Here is a 17,359-nt window from a genome sequence, read left to right as displayed (position 1 = left end):
TAAATTTGCTGAATCTGCGTGAAACAATAAAAATAAGCCACGAATTTCTCTAATTATTTTTTCACGCAGATCTAAAAAGATTTGAGCAGATTCGCACAGATTTTTCTCTTATTAAATCGGCTTAGATTTGTCTAAATCTGCTGAATCTGCGTGAAACAATAAAAATAAGCCCTGAATTTCTCTAATTATTTTTTCACGCAGATCTAAAAAGATTTGAGCAGATGCACACAGATTTTTCTCTAAAGTTTTATTGAGGGTAAAAACTACACCTGTAGTATTTAAACTCAAAACACAAACAAACCTCAATATTGTCACCCTGACGAAGGAAGGGTCTCATCAAGTAGCTCGACAAAGATTATGGAGTTTCTCACGGAGATTGCTTCGCCAGTTCGCTATCGCTCGTGTCTTCCTACGTCAGAAAGACAATATTTGGGGAAAACTTTGCGCTCTTTGCGTAAATCCTTGCGAACTTTGCGGTTAAAAAACCTTTATAATTAAATTTAATCCCATAAAAAAACAGGCTTCTCTAAGTTAGAAAAGCCTGTTTTAAATATTTTAATTCTTAAGTATTACTTTTTTGGCAATGCTTTAAAACCCATATTGTACAATGTAAATGCCTGAATATCGACATTTTCCTGAATTGTAGCTGCTACAGATTTTCCTGCTCCATGTCCTGCTTTTACATCGATACGAATTAAAACTGGATTGTCTCCTGTTTGTTTTTCTTGTAATTCGGCTGCAAATTTAAAACTATGTGCTGGTACTACTCTATCATCATGATCTCCTGTAGTTACCATAGTTGCTGGGTAATGAACTCCATTTTTTACATTATGAGCTGGTGAATATCCTTTGATGTATTCAAACATTTCTTTGCTATCCTGAGCTGTTCCGTAATCATATGCCCAACCTGCTCCTGCTGTAAATGTATGGTAACGCAACATATCCATAACTCCTACTGCTGGCAAAGCTACTTTCATTAATTCTGGACGTTGTGTCATTGTTGCTCCAACTAATAATCCTCCATTTGATCCTCCGCGAATTGCTAAGAAATCTGAAGATGTGTATTTTTGAGCAATAAGATATTCGGCTGCTGCAATGAAATCATCAAATACATTTTGTTTTTGCATTTTTGTTCCTGCATCATGCCATTTTTTACCGTACTCTCCTCCTCCACGAAGATTTGGAACTGCAAATACTCCACCATTTTCCATCCAAACTGCATTTGCAATACTAAATGATGGTGTTAAGCTTGCATTAAATCCTCCGTAACCATATAAAATAGTTGGGTTTTTACCGTCTAATTTTAATCCTTTTTTATAAGTGATCATCATCGGTACTTTTGTTCCATCTTTTGAAGTATAGAATACTTGTTTTGATTCGTAATCGGCACTTTTGAAATCAACTTTAGGTTGCTGATAAATTTCTGATTTTCCAGATTTAACATCAAATGAGTAAATAGTTCCTGGAGTTGTGTAATTTGTAAATGAGTAATACACTACTTTATCTGCTTTTTCTCCGCTAAATCCACCTGCTGTTCCTAACGCTGGAAGTTTTATTTCGCGAACTAATTTTCCTGTATAATCATATTGTTTTACTGCAGAAACGGCATCTTTCATGTAATTTGCAAAGAAATATCCTCCTCCTGTTGATGGCGAAAGTACATTCTCTGTTTCAGCGATGAAATTTTTCCAGTTTTCTGGTTTCGGATTACTTACATCAACTGTTACAATACGTTTGTTTGGCGCATTTAAATCAGTTTCAATAAATAATTTAGTTCCTTCGTTTTCGATAACATTATTATCGCTATTAAAGTTATCTACGATAGTTATAATTGGACTATTTTCTTTAGATAAATCTTTAATATATAACTCATTTCCGTAAGTTGAGTTTGCTGCTGTAATCACCAAATATTTCATATCATCGGTTACTGAACCTCCAACATATCTTCTTTTTTGATCAACTCCAAAAACAACTTTATCGTCTTTTTGTGGAGTTCCTAACTTATGGAAATACAATTTATGCTGATCTGTTTTAGCAGATAATTCGCTTCCTTTTGGTTTCTCATAACTAGAATAATAAAATCCTTCTTTTCCTTTCCAGGAAATTCCGCTAAATTTTACATCTACCAATGTATCTTCTAATACTTTGCGAGTTTGAGCATCTATGATAATTACTTTTCTCCAATCGCTTCCTCCTTCAGAAATAGAATAAGCAGCAAGAGAACCGTCTTTACTAAAATCTAATCCTCCTAAAGATGTTGTTCCGTCTTTTGAAAATGTATTTGGGTCAAGAAAAACTTCATCTTTTCCGTTTACTCCTTTTTTATAAATTACAGATTGATTTTGCAATCCGTTGTTTTTAGAATAATATGTTGATTTTCCTTTTACAAAAGGAGCTCCAATTTTTTCATAGTTCCATAATTTCTCCATGCGTTTTTTCAACTCATCACGAAAAGGAATTTGGTCTAAATAGGCATACGTAACTTTGTTTTCTGCTTTTACCCAAGCAGCAGTTTCAGCAGATTTATCATCTTCAAGCCAACGATATGGATCGTTTACTTTAGTGTCAAAATAGGTGTCAACTGTTTCTCCTTTTTTAGTATCAGGATACTTTATTGCATTTGATTTTTGACTTTGTCCAAACGCAACAGTTGTAGCGGTTATAGCCATTAGAATACTAATTTTTTTCATTGTTATAATATTACTGTTTAAAACAAAAATAGTTATTTTTTCATTGGTATTGTTATAAAAAGCGCCAACTACATCGTTGGCGCTTTTAGAGATATTTTTAAAACTTATTCTCTTACAAATTAAAGTTTACTCCTAAAACTACGTTGCGTCCTATGTTAGGAATTCCATCAGTTTTTAATCGGGATAAATGCGCGATGTACTTTTTATCGAATAGGTTGTTTCCGTTTATATTTACATCAAAAGCCGTTTTACCCAACTTTACTGTTCCTCCAAATCCTAAGTTAAGTAGCGAATATCCTTTTGAAGCTGTTTCGAAACCACTTACATTATCCTGATTAAAAGTTGAACTTACATTTAAAGTAGCAAATCCGTCTTGGAACCAGTTATTAATTTTAAACTCTGTTCTTATCGTATTGTTCCAGTTGTTAGCAGGAATTAATGGCAAGTAATCTCCATTTTGTTTTTTACCTGTTACGGTTTCAAAACTAGTTTCAAAATGCAACCAGTCTAAAGGATGTGGATGAAAGTGTAATCCGATTTCTCCACCATATAATTTGGCGTTATCCTGAACATAAGCAAACACATCATTCTCGTCTAAAACATCTCCTGTAGGTGAAGTATAAATGTAGTTGTTTACGTGATTATAAAACCCATTTACAAAGAACTCAAAATGACTGTTTTTATATTCTAAGTTTAAATCGGTTTGAACGTTTTGTTCTGTTTTTAAAGCACTATTTCCTATTTCGTAACGGTTTGTTCCTTCATGAACTCCGTTTGATGTTAGTTCTGCCAAGTTTGGCGCTCTAAATCCCGAAGCAACATTTAAACGCATAGTCAAGTTATCGGCAAGATTAGTTTTATAACCCAACGATGCGTTAAAACTATCAAACGATCTGTCTAATGCCTGGAAATATCCTTCTTCTCCCTCAACTCCGTGCGCGATTGAAGTTACATTACGATTATCAAAACGCAAACCTGCTTGCAATACATTGCTTTTCCACTCATAATTTGCCGTTCCAAAAACACCAAAATCATTTGTTGTTGCATCTGGAATTAAATATTCTTCTCCAGAATTTGCATTGGTTTGGCGCATTCCCTGAACTCCAACAATAGTTTCGATTTTACTCATTTTAGGCAAATGATATTTGGCATTATAATTAAATGTTTTCAGTTTCATGTGTAATGAAGCTTCATTACTATCCTCAAACTCACTTCGGTCATTTGTGATATAACCTAAATCAACATCTAGTTTTGAATTCTGAAAAAAGAAAACATTGTTTAAACTCAACAAATGATTAAATACTCCTTGTCTAGGAAACTCTGTATTTTTGCTTGTTGTTTGTTCTCCAAATCCTCCTTCTGGCATACCTAAATCCAGCTTGTTATAATTGTAACGCAAAACACTTGAGAAACTAGAATTACTATATCCGATTCCGGTTTTAAAATCGGTTTCGTTATAACGGGTATTTGTTACACGGTCACTATCTCCTGCTTGGTAATCAGAATGTGAATTGAAACTTCCGCGAACCAAGAATTTCCAATTTTCTGTAGATGTTTTTAATCCGATAGAAGAATTACTTCCTTGTGTATTGGTGAAATATTTCTGACTGAAATTAGCCTTAAAATCTCCTGCATCGGCAAATTTTTCTGGATTAAAATATAAAACTCCTCCTAAAGCATCTGAACCATATAATAAAGATGCTGGTCCTTTTATAACCTCAACACTTTCTACTCCTGCATCATTTAATCCTAAACCATGCTCATCACCAAATTGTTGGTTTTCTAATCGTACTCCTTGCGAATATACCAAAACACGGTTTCCGCTTAATCCTCGTATTACTGGTTTCCCTATAGAAGTTCCTGTAGAAATTTGAGAAACTCCAGGAATCGTCGCCAATCCTTCTATTAATGTCGAAGTTCCTTTTTGTTGCAATGTTTTAATCGTTTCATGTTCCACTTTCATTACATTTTGCGATTGCAATTTGCTAAAAGCGGTTGATACAATTACCTCATCCATTTCAAAAGCTGCTTGCGAAAGCAAAATATCGAGTGTATTCTCTTTTAATAGTTTTTCGATATTTTTATTTTGAGTTGTAAAACCTACAAACGTAAATGCAATACGTAATCCTCCATTCGGAAGATTATTCAAAGTATATTTTCCGTTTTCGTCAGTTGTAGTTCCTTTATGTAATTCGGGAGCATAAACCGAAACTCCTGGAACTGGTTGATTTTGTAAATCGGTTACGGTTCCAGAAACTGTATTTTGGGCATTAATCAAGCCCGAAAACCCTAAAATTAGGGCAATTATTATTTTTTTCATTGAAAATGATGCTATAGTTAGATTATTTCTTCCTTTAAAAACAATCCAAAAAACAATGTATTAATACGCTCAATAACTCCGATAACTATCAGAATTAGTAAACCATTTTTACTATTTTGAATTGTATAAATAAAGATTGTTTTTGATTTTAAAGAAAACCAAAACAGGGTAAAACGTTGTATTCCGAAACTATTCGGATACTAAAAATCTAAACTATGGGCGGACCTCGGAGCGAGTACAGACTTCCGGAAAATGAAATTGCTGTTTCCGAAAAGGTAAAGGAATAAGGGATTTCATCATGAAAAACAGGCAACTGAAAAGTAAATTTTTCAGGTGTAATATAACTGCTTATCGCAAAATGACATACATAGCAATAATCGAAATTATGATGCTGATGCGTTATTTCGGTATTTGTTACGTTATACTCGTGATGACATTGTTTTTTTGAAAACTCTTGTACAATATGCTCATAACTATGGAATGACTGAAACAGCATTGAGAACAATACCGTCATCGTCAAAGAAATACTTATTATGAGTTGTTTTCTTTTCATGCCCTGCAAAGGTATAAAAAACATATAAGCGAAATGAAATCTACATGAGAAGAATTATTTAACCGCAAAGGTCGCAGTTCCGAAATTTCGAGATGAAATTGCTTCGCCTGTTCGCACTTTCAGGCTCGGGTCGTAGCTTATTTTCATTGTTTCACGCAGATTTTACAGATTTAGGCAAATCTAAGCCGATTTAATTAGTGAAAAATCTGTGCAGATCTGCTCAAATCTTTTTAGATCTGCGTGAAACAAGAATTTGTGAATTCGTGACTAACTTTTTTAAATCCATTTAATCCCTAAAATCTATGGCTAAAATTAACCACAATCAAACCACAACCGATACACTCAATATCTTATATTTGTAAAGTGAATATCAAAATGCAAAAACTACCTATACTCTTGGAACAATCATTAAAACCAAAATCCAAAATGCGATTATTTTTTAGTTGTTTATTTTTAGTATCGTTTCTGAATGTCTTTTCTCAGGAAGAGAAAGCTCCTGCTACAGAAACTCCAAAAGTTAAAATTGATTCTCTGTATCGAGAAGATCAGTTTTATTTTGCAATTACCTATAATGCATTAGCAAATGCTCCAGAAGGATTATCGCAAAAGAAATTTTCGGCAGGACTTAATTTTGGTTTTTTAAGAGATATGCCTATTAATAAAAATCGTAACGTATCTATCGCCACAGGTTTAGGATTTAGCTATAAAAATTACTTTCAAAATCTTGCCATAACTGGTACAAACGACGCTCCTGTTTATAATGTTGTTAACTATTCGGATGTTAATACAAACAAATTCACTCAGTATTTAATTGATTTACCGATTGAGTTTAGATGGCGAACTTCTACTTTTGAGAGTTATAAATTTTGGAGAATTTACGGTGGTGTAAAATTTAGTTATCTTTTATTCGATCGCTCTGTTTACAAAGACTCTGAGCAAAAAGTGGTCATTAAAAACAATAAAGATTTCGAAAAAATACAATACGGAGTTTATATTTCATCTGGTTTTAATACTTGGAATATATATGCTTATTATGGTTTAAACTCTTTATTTAAATCGGCAAAAACGCCTACGGAAGATATCGATATGCGAACAATGAATATTGGTGTAATTTTCTATATTCTATAACCAGAAAAACGCAAACATCAATTGTGGAATTATCCCAATAAGTAATCCTATAACAAGTTCTTTATTGGTATGCGCATTCATTTCCAGTCGTGATGATGCCACAAAACCATTCATTAAAATAAAGAAAGCAACCCAATACATCATATTTGGCACTTGAAGGTGTCGGTACAAACCAATTGCAAAAACGGTTAATCCGCTAATGGCTATCATGTGCAAACTGGCTTTTATTTTGCAAAAAGATAAAATCAACGCAATTATTGTACTAAATAATGCGCCTAAAAAAAAGAAATGCAACTCTGGATAACGCATAATTACTACACTGCGTTTTACTAACAAAATGATTAAAAAACAATGAAGCACCAACGGAATCTTACGTTGTGAGGTTTCATTAATCATAATCGAATCGACATTTCCTGTAGAACGAAGCAACAAGAAAAACAACATAGGAACAAAAACCGTGATAATTAATATCTGAAAAAGAATAAAGATTTTCTCCTCATTTACAAATATATCTCCTTTAAAGAAAAGGTAAAACATACTCGCATATATCGAAATAAATAATGGATGAAATACATAAGAAAATATCGGAAGAATCTTTTTCAACGGCTTGGATTTATTGTCTTGAACAAATATAAAAAAATATATGACTTTGTATAAAATGCTCAAAATTTTAACAGCAACTAAAAAGGGAACGCGGATGACGCGGATTCGCTAAGGCGAAAACACGGATTAAAACAGATTTTTTTCAATTGTTTTAAAAAATCCGTTTTTATCGGCGTCTTTACTTTGTAAATCCGTTTAATCCGCGTTCCATTATAGACAAACTTTATAACCTGAATAAATTTATTTTTAAGAAAATATTAAAAACTCTTTTTTACCTTTAATGTTTCAAACAACAATATGTTTTTCTAACTCATCACAATAAACATCCAACATAAAATACCTCACAATATAATGCCTGTAAATCTTAAAAGTCTAATTCAAATACTTCATGCCAAATGGATTGGAGGAAATTCAGATATCAATATCGACCATATTTCTATCGATAGTCGCTCTTTACAAAACGGACCTAAAACTTTATTTTTCGCTTTAAGCGGACCTAACAATAATGCTCACGATTACATTCCTGACTTAATAGAGAAAGGCGTTCATAATTTTGTAGTAACACAAATTCCCGAAAACTATACACAAAGAGCCAATTATATAGTTGTCGAAAATTCATTGTCGGCTTTGCAGGCAGTTGCAGGTTATTATCGTAGCCTTTTCCATTTCCCTATTATCGGATTGACCGGAAGTAACGGTAAAACGATAGTAAAGGAATGGCTTAATTTCTTGCTAAGTCCTGACCACAATATTATAAGAAGTCCTAAAAGTTACAACTCACAAGTTGGCGTTCCGCTTTCGGTTATTGCAATAAATGAGAAACACAATCTGGGGATTTTTGAAGCAGGGATTTCAACGGTTTCTGAAATGGACAAACTAGAAAAAATCATCAAACCTACTATCGGACTTCTTACCAATATAGGTTCGGCACATGATGAAGGTTTCTTAAATCTTGTACAAAAGATAGATGAGAAACTCCTTTTGTTTAAAGAAACTCCTGTAATTATTTATCAGAAAACTGAGGTTGTTCATTCTTGTTTAACTCAATTTGCTGCCGAATATTTACTGGATTCCAGGAAGTTATTTTCTTGGAGTTTTACCGATAAAAATGCCGATGTTTTAGTTTCTACAAAAGAAACTCATGACGAGAATACACGAATTCGATATGAATACAAGGATGAATTAAACGAATTTACCATTCCGTTTCAGGATGATGCTTCGATAGAAAATGCCATTTCTTGCCTAATGGTTTTGTTGTATTTAAAATACGATTCGGCTACAATCCAGAATCGCATGCATTTATTGTATCCCGTAGAAATGCGTTTGGAAGTAAAAAACGGAATCAACAACTGTAGCATAATCGATGATAGTTATAGTTCGGATTTTCAATCGTTAAAAATTGCATTAGACTTTTTAGAAAGTCAAAATAAATTCAAAAAGAAAACCGTGATTTTGTCGGATATTCTTCAGAGCGGATTTACTAATGATGAATTATATTCGAAAGTGGCTCAACTTATTGAGTCTAATAAAATAAGTCGTGTTATTGGTATTGGCTCGACCATTTCGGCTTATAAAGATAAATTTACCAATTGTATTATATTCCCTAATACAGCCGAATTTATTGCACATTATGAATCATTGGATTTTGAGAATGAAACCATTCTTATAAAAGGAGCACGTTCGTTTCAGTTTGAAGAAATTGTCGCATTACTCGAAGAGAAAACTCATGAAACGATTCTTGAGATTAATCTCAACGCTATTGGTCATAATCTTAATTTCTTTAAATCTAAAATAAATCCAAACACCAAAATGATGGTGATGGTAAAAGCATATAGTTATGGTAATGGCGGACTAGAAATAGCCAAATTACTTGAACATCATAAGGTAGATTATTTGGGTGTGGCTTTCGCCGATGAAGGAATCTCGCTTAAAAACGGCGGTATCAAACTACCAATTATGGTGCTTAATCCCGAAACAACCTCTTTTTCGGCTATTATTCAGCATCAATTAGAACCTGAAATTTATAGTTTAAAAGGGTTGAATGCTTTTTTGAAAATTGCAAAGGAGAAGAAACTACACCATTTTCCGATTCATATAAAACTAGATACCGGCATGCATCGATTGGGTTTTGAAGACAATACCCTCGATGAATTAATCGCTACTCTAAAAGGAAATACAAACGTTGAGGTAAAAAGTGTTTTATCGCATTTGGCAACAAGTGATGAACAAAAACATTTTGATTTTGTTCTTTCTCAAATTGATTTATTCGAAAAACTATCTTCTAAATTAGTAAAGGAATTAGACATTAACCCAATTCGTCATATCCTAAATACTTCCGGAATTAGTAATTTTCCGCAAGCACAATACAATATGGTGCGTTTAGGGATTGGTTTATATGGAGTTTCTAATGATCCTGCAGAACAAAAATACCTGGAAAACGTAAGCACATTAAAATCAATAATTTCGCAAGTAAGAACTATTCCTGCTGATGACAGCGTAGGTTACGGACGTCGTTTTATGGCCGAAAAAGAAACCCGAATCGCGACAATACCAATTGGCTATGCTGATGGTATTGCCAGACTTTGGGGTAACGGAGTAGGTTTTGTAACTATCAAAAATCAAAAGGCTCGAATAGTAGGAAACATTTGCATGGATATGCTTATGGTCGATGTAAGTGCTATTGACTGTAAGGAAGGTGATGATGTAATTATCTTTGGCGAAAGCCCAACTGTTATAGAAATGGCACAAGAATTACGCACGATTCCGTATGAAATCCTAACCAGTATTTCGCAACGAGTTAAACGTGTGTTTTTCCGTCAGTAAATTAGTACTATTTATTTTATAGAATTATTATTATCTTTGAATACTTAAATTAATAACAAATAAAAAAGAACGAGTATGGGATTTTTTGCAGATTTTAAAGCTTCTTTATTGAAAGGTGATGTACTGAGTTTAGCTACTGCTGTAGTTATTGGTGGTGCATTTGGAAAAATTGTTGGTTCTGCTGTAGATGATATTATTATGCCAATTGTTGGTCTACTTACTGGTGGGATAGATTTTACTCAAAAATTTATTACTCTGGATGGAAATTCATATACAACTTTAGCTGCTGCTAAAACCGCTGGTGCTGCTGTAATTACTTACGGAAATCTGGTTCAAGCAATAATTAATTTTGTAATTATATCATTTTTTGTTTTTATAGTTTTAAGAGCTGCAGAAAAAGCAAAGAAAAAAGATGTTGCTCCTGCTGCACCAGCTGGACCAACTCAAGAAGAATTACTTACACAAATTAGAGATTTATTAAAAAAATAATCCGCTACACTATTGTCTAACTAAACCGTTCAAAATCTGAACGGTTTTTCTTTTTTGTTGCAAATGTAACATTTTGTTATTTTTTGTGAACCCGCTTGTTTTCAACTTCATTATACCTATTTTTGCACTTCAAATAACAAACATTCACAATAAAAAATATAAAAATGAGAATAGCGATTGTAGGCGCTACCGGTATGGTTGGCGAAGTAATGCTAAAAGTGTTGGCAGAAAGAAATTTCCCTGTTACAGAATTAATTTTGGTTGCATCTGAGAAATCAGTTGGAAAGCAAATCGAATATAAAGGAACTAATTATACGGTTGTTGGATTGCAAACCGCAGTAGATTTGAAAGCTGATATTGCTATTTTCTCTGCAGGAGGTGAAACTTCATTAGAGTGGGCTCCAAAATTTGCAGCAGCAGGAACTACAGTTATCGATAACTCATCGGCATGGAGAATGGATCCAACAAAAAAATTGATTGTTCCAGAAATCAATGCTTCTACTTTAACTAAAGAAGATAAAATTATAGCAAACCCAAACTGTTCGACTATACAAATGGTCTTAACATTGGCTCCTTTGCACAAAAAATACGACATTAAAAGAATCGTTGTTTCTACTTACCAATCTATCACAGGAACTGGAGTAAAAGCTGTGAAACAATTAGAGAATGAATACGCTGGTGTAAAAGGCGAAATGGTTTATAAATACCCTATTCACAGAAATGCAATTCCACATTGTGATAGCTTTGAAGAAAACGGATACACCAAAGAAGAAATGAAATTGGTTCGTGAAACACAAAAAATTCTAGGTGATAACACTATCGCTGTAACAGCAACTGCGGTTCGTGTTCCTGTTGTTGGTGGTCATAGCGAAGCGGTAAACGTTGAGTTTACAAATGATTTTGATGTAAATGAAGTACGTGAAATTTTACATCATACTGATGGTGTTGTAGTTCAGGATAACCTAGACACATTTACATACCCAATGCCACTTTATGCCGAAGGTAAAAATGATGTTTTTGTAGGTCGTATTCGTCGTGACGAAAGCCAGCCAAATACTTTAAATATGTGGATTGTTGCCGATAACCTAAGAAAAGGTGCTGCGACTAATACAATCCAGATTGCTGAATATCTTGTAGCTGCAAAACTGGTTTAAAACCTAAAATTATATCTTAACAAAAGCCGTAATCACGATTTGTGACTGCGGCTTTTTCTATTAGAAAACATTATTCTCAACAATAAAAAAGCCATATCTTAGCTATAATAAATAATAAACACATGAACTTCGAGAATTATAAAATAATCCCAAACTATAACACAAACAAAACCGACTTGTTTCTTGCCGAAGAAGAAGATATTGAAGCTTGCGAACAAACACTAAACGTCAGTTTTGATGATGATTATAAAGAATATGTTCTAACGTACGGAAGCGGAATCCTTGGCGGAACGTATGTAAGGATATATCTTCCCGAAACAATTGTCATGACTATCGCTGATTGGAAAAGTCGAATTACCGAATATTGGTTTTGGGATGAAGGAAAAGATGTCCTGACGAAAGAGGAAGTTTTATCCCGAGACTTCGGGACCGTAAGAATTGGAGATACATTTGATGGAGATGAAATTATTCTGTATAAAAGTGAATATTACATTTTGCCAAGAAATAGCGAAATGATATACAAAGCAGGAAAAACGCTCGAAGAAACTATAACATGGCTGTGCTCTTCAGGAATTTTGACCGAAGCATTTACCGAAAGAGAATTTGAACCTTTTGACCCAAGCGAATGGGGAGATAAATTATAATAAAAACAATAGCATTTAAATAAAATGGCAGAAGAACAAGACAAATATGTCAAAATACTTTTTAGATTTTTCAGTGAAATCCTTAACGAATCAGCTGTAGAAACTATATGGGCAACAGTAATCAATGCCGAAAAAGGATTATATAAGCTAGATAACATTCCGTTTTACGCACCTGTTTCTTGCGAAGATGTAGTACTTGCAGAGTTTGATGAGAATGAGCAAAAATTAACCTATAGACAAACAATAGAACATTCAGGAAATTCGACTATTCAGGTTGTTGTATTGGATAAAACTATTTCTACAGACGACATCCGTATGATATTTAACCATTTGGGATGCGAATCTGAAAAGTTCAATGAAGGATATTTTGTAATGGAAGTTTTATCAACCGTAAAATATGAGCCAATCCGAGAGAAACTAAATGAGTTACAAAACGATGGTATTATAGATTACGCCGAACCGAATTTATCTAATAATCATTGGTATTAAGAGTAGTAAAATGAGAAACGTTGAAGAATTAATAAATAAAGAAGATCCAGGTTGGCCAATTGTAACGGAATGGATTAATGATGCCAAAAACAAGATAGAAATCCTAGCCGTTGATAATGCAAAAGCAGAAGAAGCGTTGTATAAAACACAGGTTTCTACACGTTCCCCAATGGGCGCTATTATCTTCAGCACTGGTGGAATATTAGTTGATAATGGCTGGATTAGAATCCTTGGCTCAGGAAATGAGAAACTAAATCGTTCGTTACCCGATTGGAATATTGGAAAATTCACAGAAGAGTTTGGAGAAAATCCGAGATTATTATTAGTTGCAGATGATGCTATTGGTGGCTTTTTTATTTTGAATGGAGGTGATCTAGGAAGTGATTTAGGGAATATATATTATTTCGCTCCAGACACTCTGGAATACGAACCACTAGAAATAACATACAGTGAGTTTTTATCCTTTTGCTTTAATAATGATTTGGATGAATTTTATAGAAATCAAAGGTGGGAAAACTGGAAAACTGAAGTTTCTAAATTAGATGGGAATAAGGTTTTTAATTTCGTCCCATTTCTTTGGAGTAAAGAAGGCAAAGACATAAACAAGAATAGCCGTAAAGAAATTCCAGTTGAAGAACAATTCAGTTTTAATATTGAAATGAAAAAGCAATTGGCAGAATAAAAAATAGAATTGCAACTATAATCAAATTTAATCATAGCTGTATATCTTCTAAACAATAGAGAATCATGTCAAAGGTTATACTAATTATCTGTTTATTTGTTTCCGTTTCTATTTGGGGACAAAACCAAGATACTATCTATAATAAAGCAACTGAATATTTAAAAGCGAATGAAATTCAGAAAGCAATTAGACTCTACCAGTTTGCAAATGATATTCATCCTAGAACTGAATTAGGTCAATGCGCACTAGAAAAAGTAGACTCATTAAGACCCATCGTAAGAAAAAGGCTAACAGATAAACTCATTGGTAATTGGAAGATGGCAGATTCCGAATCTAATTGGATAATAAGAGAAGATAACTTAGTTGCTAAAATGATGACTATAGATTCAGAAGAAATTAAATTTCTTGAATTATATAAAAATTCAAAAGAATGGACTCTAATCAAAACTGAAAAACTAAGATTTCTAGACAAAGCAGGAATCGATTTAATGTATACAGAAGTAGTATACTCAAACAAGGAAATATGGGATTATACCATAGATGACGATTCCGGACTATTATCCATTAGTTATACAGGTGAAGAGACAGATACAGGAAGAACTGAAATGGTATGTGGAATTACTCGTACAAATTACTTCCAACTCCAATAATTCGATTAAATAAACATTAACAATTATTTATTTTGACCTGATTCTAAAAGGAATTAATTTAGTAGAAACTTATTTATTACCAATCCATGGAATCTATTATACTCGAAAAAGTAACAATCGCAGATATTGAAAAACTGCAAAATATCGGAAGGCAAACTTTTTTAGAAACTTTTTCATTGCCTAATACTGAGGAAAACATGAACAATTATTTGTCCAGTAGTTTTGCCTTTGATAAACTTAAAAAAGAAATTGAAAATCCAGATTCCAAATTCTTCTTTGCAGTATTGAATAATGAAGTTATTGGATATTTAAAGGTGAATTCTGGAAAAGCACAAACTGAATTAGGAGATAATAATGCCTTAGAAATAGAACGTATTTATGTTTCAAAAGAATTCTTAGGTAAAAAGGTCGGGCAACTTTTATATGACAAAGCGTTACAAATTGCCAAAGAAAAAAACGTAGGTTATGTATGGCTTGGCGTTTGGGAAGAAAATCATAGAGCATTAGCTTTTTATAAAAAAAATGGCTTTGTCGAATTTGACAAACACATATTTAAATTAGGAAATGACCCTCAAACGGATATAATGATGAAGCTGACCTTAAATCGTCTATAGAGGAACGCAGATTAAACAGATTCGCTAAGGCGAAAACACAGATTAAACGGATTTTCTATCTATTATTTTTTAAAATCCGTTTTAATCCGCGTTTTTACTTTTGTAAATCCGTCCCGACGCTTCGGGATCGCGTTCCTTTCGCAAAGAGGTAGATAGACTATTTACATTATTAATAAATGAAAAGATGAGTTTAGAACTTGATAATTTCTACCTAAAACAAGAAGAACCTAATAAAGGTTGTTTGCTTGCATTACGACAAATTATTCTTTCGCAAGATTCTGAAATCACTCATACATTAAAATATAGTATGCCTTTTTTCTGTTACAAAGGAAAGATGTTTTGCTATTTGTGGGTTCATAAAACAAATAACAAACCCTATCTAGGCATCGTCGAGGGAAAACACTTTGATAATCCCGAGTTAATATTCGAAAAACGCTCACGGATGAAAACAATGTTATTTGACCCAAACGAAGATTTACCTATTGATACCATAAAAGCAATAATTGAGAAAGCAATTGGTCTTTATAAAAGTGGAGAAATCAAAATAAAATAAATTAGATTGAAATGATACATATTGATGATTATATAAACGATTTTTCTTTACTTTTCTCTAACCTAATCAACTTACAACCTTGGAACATTACCGATAATCTTAAGGAAATTATACAAAAAACAATTCTAACTCTTGACGATAATTACACCATAAAAGACAACGTTGCTATTCATAAAACCGCAACAATCGAAAATGGTGTTACAATAAAATCGCCAGCAATTATTGGTGAAAATTGTTATGTAGGTGCCCATGCCTATTCTTAGAGAAGGCGTTTATCTTGGGAATTCAGTGAAAATAGGTCCCGGTTGCGAGATTAAAAATAGTATTATATGCTCGTTAACAGCTATTGCGCATTTTAATTATATCGGGAATAGTATCATTGGTAGCAATATCAATTTTGAAGCTGGTTCTATCGCTGCCAATCATTATAACGAAAGAGTTATAAAGAAGATTTCGGTTTTACACAATGATGAAATTATCGAAACGGGAAGCGAAAAATTTGGTTCATTAGTTGGAGATAATTCCAAGATTGGAGCAAATGCGGTATTATCGCCCGGAACGATATTAAAAAGAAACACAATCGTAAAAAGACTCGAATTAATTGAACAAGTAAAAGGATAAGTATGCCATTTGTTAGAATAAGTTTACCCAAAAAATTATCGCAGGAAACCAAAGAGAACATTTCAATCTCGATACATGAATCTTTAATTCAGGAATTCAATATTCCGCAAGATGATTATTTTCATGTAATTGAAGAGCTGGAATCTAATCAAATTAAATTCCCAAAAAGTTATCTTGGAATTACCCATTCTGAAAACATTATTTATGTTCAAATAACCGCTGGACAAGGAAGAACAAAAGAGCAAAAAACAAAATTATATGCCCAGATTGCAACTAGAATTTCGAATACAACCGAAATTCTAAAAAGTGATATTATCATAATTTTACTGGAGAATAATGGAAGTGAGAACTGGTCGTTTGGAAACGGGGAAATTCAAGAACAAAAACATTTAAAACAATTAAAACAATTAAGTAACAATCAATAAAATGGACAATCACCTAAGACAATTAATTTCAATCGAATTTGAAGACAGAAAAGAAATATTTACTGGTTTTCTTATCGATTATACCGACGATTGGATTTTATTAAAAAACAATCCTGTTGACTTTATAATTGATGGTTATGTAATTTTAAAGAACAAAAACATACAATCTATTACTCGAGATAGCGATAATGTATTTACAGAAAGTGTGATTAGACTGAAAGGCTTAAAAACCAACTCAGACGAAATAATTCCGCTAAGAGATTTATCTTCTATTCTTACCTTTATAACAAACAAATATGAAATTTTCCAGATTGCCAAAAAATCGGAGAAAGCTGTTTATCTTGGTAAGTTAATAAAACTGGATGATGAAGAACTGGTTATAGATTTTCTTGAAACAAGAGGTAAATTTGGTGGTGAACTAAGTTTTAATCCAAATAAAATAAGAGTGATCGAATTTGATACTGATTATATCAATTCATTAAAACTTCTTGTTAATGAAGGAAGGAAGTAATTTGTTGTAGACATAAAACAAAATCAATCATGGCAATTATAAGACCTATTTTTAGAATTTTTGATTATAAAAAAGCAGTCGAATTTTATGTTGATTGGCTTGGTTTTGAAATTCTTGACGAACATACTTTTGAAGAAAATTCACCATTGTATATTCGCATTTTACTCGAAGGAATCGAAATTCATTTGAGTGAACATCACGGAGATTGTTCGCCTGGAGCAAAAATAATTATTGAAGGTTTTGTTGGTTTAAAAGACTATCATCAAAAACTGATTCAGAAAAACTATAAATACAACAAACCAGGAATTGAAAAAGCTTTCTGGAACGAAAAAATCTACTGTGTAGAAGTTATTGACCCATTTGGTAACAAAATAATATTTATTGGAGAGTAAATACTCAATGCCTTTAAT

At 32.8% G+C, this 17,359-nt stretch carries 18 protein-coding genes; 15 read left to right on the top strand and 3 right to left on the bottom strand.

From position 1 onward, the window contains the following. Window positions 1–569 precede the first annotated feature (569 nt). Both OA93_RS13050 and OA93_RS13045 read right to left on the bottom strand, forming a co-directional pair. A complete protein-coding gene (locus OA93_RS13050) occupies window positions 570–2,690 on the bottom strand; it encodes a prolyl oligopeptidase family serine peptidase (RefSeq protein WP_039113752.1) in 2,121 nt (706 codons plus the stop codon). 112 nt (window positions 2,691–2,802) lie between these two features. Further along, window positions 2,803–5,010, bottom strand: a complete 2,208-nt coding sequence (locus OA93_RS13045) for a TonB-dependent receptor (protein WP_039113750.1) — start codon at window positions 5,008–5,010, stop codon at window positions 2,803–2,805. A 928-nt stretch (window positions 5,011–5,938) separates the two neighbouring features. On the opposite strand from OA93_RS13045, the gene OA93_RS13040 reads away from it, so the two are divergent. Then, window positions 5,939–6,691 (top strand): porin family protein, encoded by a 753-nt coding sequence (locus OA93_RS13040; protein ID WP_240474728.1) that lies wholly within the window; start codon window positions 5,939–5,941, stop codon window positions 6,689–6,691. Here OA93_RS13040 and OA93_RS13035 read toward each other — a convergent pair. Next, a complete protein-coding gene (locus OA93_RS13035; RefSeq protein WP_039113749.1) occupies window positions 6,686–7,294 on the bottom strand; it encodes a hypothetical protein in 609 nt (202 codons plus the stop codon). The two genes, OA93_RS13040 and OA93_RS13035, sit on opposite strands and share 6 nt — an antisense overlap. A 351-nt stretch (window positions 7,295–7,645) precedes the next feature. On the opposite strand from OA93_RS13035, the gene OA93_RS13030 reads away from it, so the two are divergent. The 14 genes from OA93_RS13030 to OA93_RS12970 all read left to right on the top strand — a co-directional run bounded on the left by OA93_RS13030 (window position 7,646) and on the right by OA93_RS12970 (window position 17,341). Beyond that, the gene (locus OA93_RS13030) at window positions 7,646–10,117 is read left to right on the top strand and encodes a bifunctional UDP-N-acetylmuramoyl-tripeptide:D-alanyl-D-alanine ligase/alanine racemase (protein WP_039113748.1); all 2,472 of its coding nucleotides are present in this window, start codon (window positions 7,646–7,648) and stop codon (window positions 10,115–10,117) included. A gap of 75 nt (window positions 10,118–10,192) precedes the next feature. After that, window positions 10,193–10,606 (top strand): large conductance mechanosensitive channel protein MscL, encoded by a 414-nt coding sequence (gene mscL / locus OA93_RS13025; protein WP_039113747.1) that lies wholly within the window; start codon window positions 10,193–10,195, stop codon window positions 10,604–10,606. 164 nt (window positions 10,607–10,770) lie between these two features. Next, complete coding sequence (locus OA93_RS13020; RefSeq protein WP_039113746.1) at window positions 10,771–11,760, top strand: aspartate-semialdehyde dehydrogenase; 990 nt, start codon at window positions 10,771–10,773, stop codon at window positions 11,758–11,760. Between the two features lie 122 nt (window positions 11,761–11,882). Further along, on the top strand, window positions 11,883–12,404 hold the full coding sequence (locus tag OA93_RS13015) for an SMI1/KNR4 family protein (protein ID WP_039113745.1): 522 nt from the start codon (window positions 11,883–11,885) through the stop codon (window positions 12,402–12,404). A gap of 24 nt (window positions 12,405–12,428) precedes the next feature. Then, entirely contained in the window at window positions 12,429–12,893 is a 465-nt protein-coding gene (locus OA93_RS13010; protein ID WP_039113743.1) for a DUF4265 domain-containing protein, read from the top strand. 10 nt (window positions 12,894–12,903) lie between these two features. Continuing rightward, on the top strand, window positions 12,904–13,575 hold the full coding sequence (locus tag OA93_RS13005; protein WP_039113742.1) for a DUF2625 domain-containing protein: 672 nt from the start codon (window positions 12,904–12,906) through the stop codon (window positions 13,573–13,575). A gap of 65 nt (window positions 13,576–13,640) precedes the next feature. Continuing rightward, a complete protein-coding gene (locus OA93_RS13000) occupies window positions 13,641–14,225 on the top strand; it encodes a hypothetical protein (protein WP_052259447.1) in 585 nt (194 codons plus the stop codon). Window positions 14,226–14,311: 86 nt separating this feature from the next. Further along, window positions 14,312–14,839: a GNAT family N-acetyltransferase gene (locus tag OA93_RS12995; RefSeq protein WP_039113741.1), complete on the top strand. Its 528-nt coding sequence runs from the start codon at window positions 14,312–14,314 to the stop codon at window positions 14,837–14,839. Between the two features lie 184 nt (window positions 14,840–15,023). Next, the gene (locus OA93_RS12990; protein WP_039113739.1) at window positions 15,024–15,392 is read left to right on the top strand and encodes a DUF1801 domain-containing protein; all 369 of its coding nucleotides are present in this window, start codon (window positions 15,024–15,026) and stop codon (window positions 15,390–15,392) included. An 11-nt stretch (window positions 15,393–15,403) separates the two neighbouring features. Beyond that, the gene (locus tag OA93_RS25370; RefSeq protein WP_240474727.1) at window positions 15,404–15,655 is read left to right on the top strand and encodes a hypothetical protein; all 252 of its coding nucleotides are present in this window, start codon (window positions 15,404–15,406) and stop codon (window positions 15,653–15,655) included. Between the two features lie 25 nt (window positions 15,656–15,680). Further along, window positions 15,681–16,013 (top strand): hypothetical protein, encoded by a 333-nt coding sequence (locus OA93_RS25365; protein ID WP_240474726.1) that lies wholly within the window; start codon window positions 15,681–15,683, stop codon window positions 16,011–16,013. Window positions 16,014–16,015: 2 nt separating this feature from the next. Further along, window positions 16,016–16,438 (top strand): tautomerase family protein, encoded by a 423-nt coding sequence (locus OA93_RS12980; protein WP_039113738.1) that lies wholly within the window; start codon window positions 16,016–16,018, stop codon window positions 16,436–16,438. Between the two features lies 1 nt (window position 16,439). Continuing rightward, a complete protein-coding gene (locus tag OA93_RS12975; RefSeq protein ID WP_039113737.1) occupies window positions 16,440–16,949 on the top strand; it encodes a hypothetical protein in 510 nt (169 codons plus the stop codon). 29 nt (window positions 16,950–16,978) lie between these two features. Next, complete coding sequence (locus tag OA93_RS12970) at window positions 16,979–17,341, top strand: glyoxalase/bleomycin resistance/extradiol dioxygenase family protein (protein WP_039113735.1); 363 nt, start codon at window positions 16,979–16,981, stop codon at window positions 17,339–17,341. Window positions 17,342–17,359 lie beyond the last annotated feature (18 nt).

The organism is Flavobacterium sp. KMS (genome assembly GCF_000813005.1).
GTDB lineage: Bacteria > Bacteroidota > Bacteroidia > Flavobacteriales > Flavobacteriaceae > Flavobacterium.
Note: the sequence above shows the minus strand (reverse complement) of the source record. Positions and strands in the feature narration are given on the sequence as shown.

What these genes read in the sequence shown, in the direction of transcription:
- OA93_RS13050 (WP_039113752.1), bottom strand. Translation starts at nt 2,690, where the DNA reads ATGAAAAAAATTAGTATTCTAATGGCTATAACCGCTACAACTGTTGCG.
- OA93_RS13045 (WP_039113750.1), bottom strand. Translation starts at nt 5,010, where the DNA reads ATGAAAAAAATAATAATTGCCCTAATTTTAGGGTTTTCGGGCTTGATT.
- OA93_RS13040 (WP_240474728.1), top strand. Translation starts at nt 5,939, where the DNA reads ATGCAAAAACTACCTATACTCTTGGAACAATCATTAAAACCAAAATCC.
- OA93_RS13030 (WP_039113748.1), top strand. Translation starts at nt 7,646, where the DNA reads ATGCCTGTAAATCTTAAAAGTCTAATTCAAATACTTCATGCCAAATGG.
- mscL (WP_039113747.1), top strand. Translation starts at nt 10,193, where the DNA reads ATGGGATTTTTTGCAGATTTTAAAGCTTCTTTATTGAAAGGTGATGTA.
- OA93_RS13020 (WP_039113746.1), top strand. Translation starts at nt 10,771, where the DNA reads ATGAGAATAGCGATTGTAGGCGCTACCGGTATGGTTGGCGAAGTAATG.
- OA93_RS13015 (WP_039113745.1), top strand. Translation starts at nt 11,883, where the DNA reads ATGAACTTCGAGAATTATAAAATAATCCCAAACTATAACACAAACAAA.
- OA93_RS13010 (WP_039113743.1), top strand. Translation starts at nt 12,429, where the DNA reads ATGGCAGAAGAACAAGACAAATATGTCAAAATACTTTTTAGATTTTTC.
- OA93_RS13005 (WP_039113742.1), top strand. Translation starts at nt 12,904, where the DNA reads ATGAGAAACGTTGAAGAATTAATAAATAAAGAAGATCCAGGTTGGCCA.
- OA93_RS13000 (WP_052259447.1), top strand. Translation starts at nt 13,641, where the DNA reads ATGTCAAAGGTTATACTAATTATCTGTTTATTTGTTTCCGTTTCTATT.
- OA93_RS12995 (WP_039113741.1), top strand. Translation starts at nt 14,312, where the DNA reads ATGGAATCTATTATACTCGAAAAAGTAACAATCGCAGATATTGAAAAA.
- OA93_RS12990 (WP_039113739.1), top strand. Translation starts at nt 15,024, where the DNA reads ATGAGTTTAGAACTTGATAATTTCTACCTAAAACAAGAAGAACCTAAT.
- OA93_RS25370 (WP_240474727.1), top strand. Translation starts at nt 15,404, where the DNA reads ATGATACATATTGATGATTATATAAACGATTTTTCTTTACTTTTCTCT.
- OA93_RS12980 (WP_039113738.1), top strand. Translation starts at nt 16,016, where the DNA reads ATGCCATTTGTTAGAATAAGTTTACCCAAAAAATTATCGCAGGAAACC.
- OA93_RS12975 (WP_039113737.1), top strand. Translation starts at nt 16,440, where the DNA reads ATGGACAATCACCTAAGACAATTAATTTCAATCGAATTTGAAGACAGA.
- OA93_RS12970 (WP_039113735.1), top strand. Translation starts at nt 16,979, where the DNA reads ATGGCAATTATAAGACCTATTTTTAGAATTTTTGATTATAAAAAAGCA.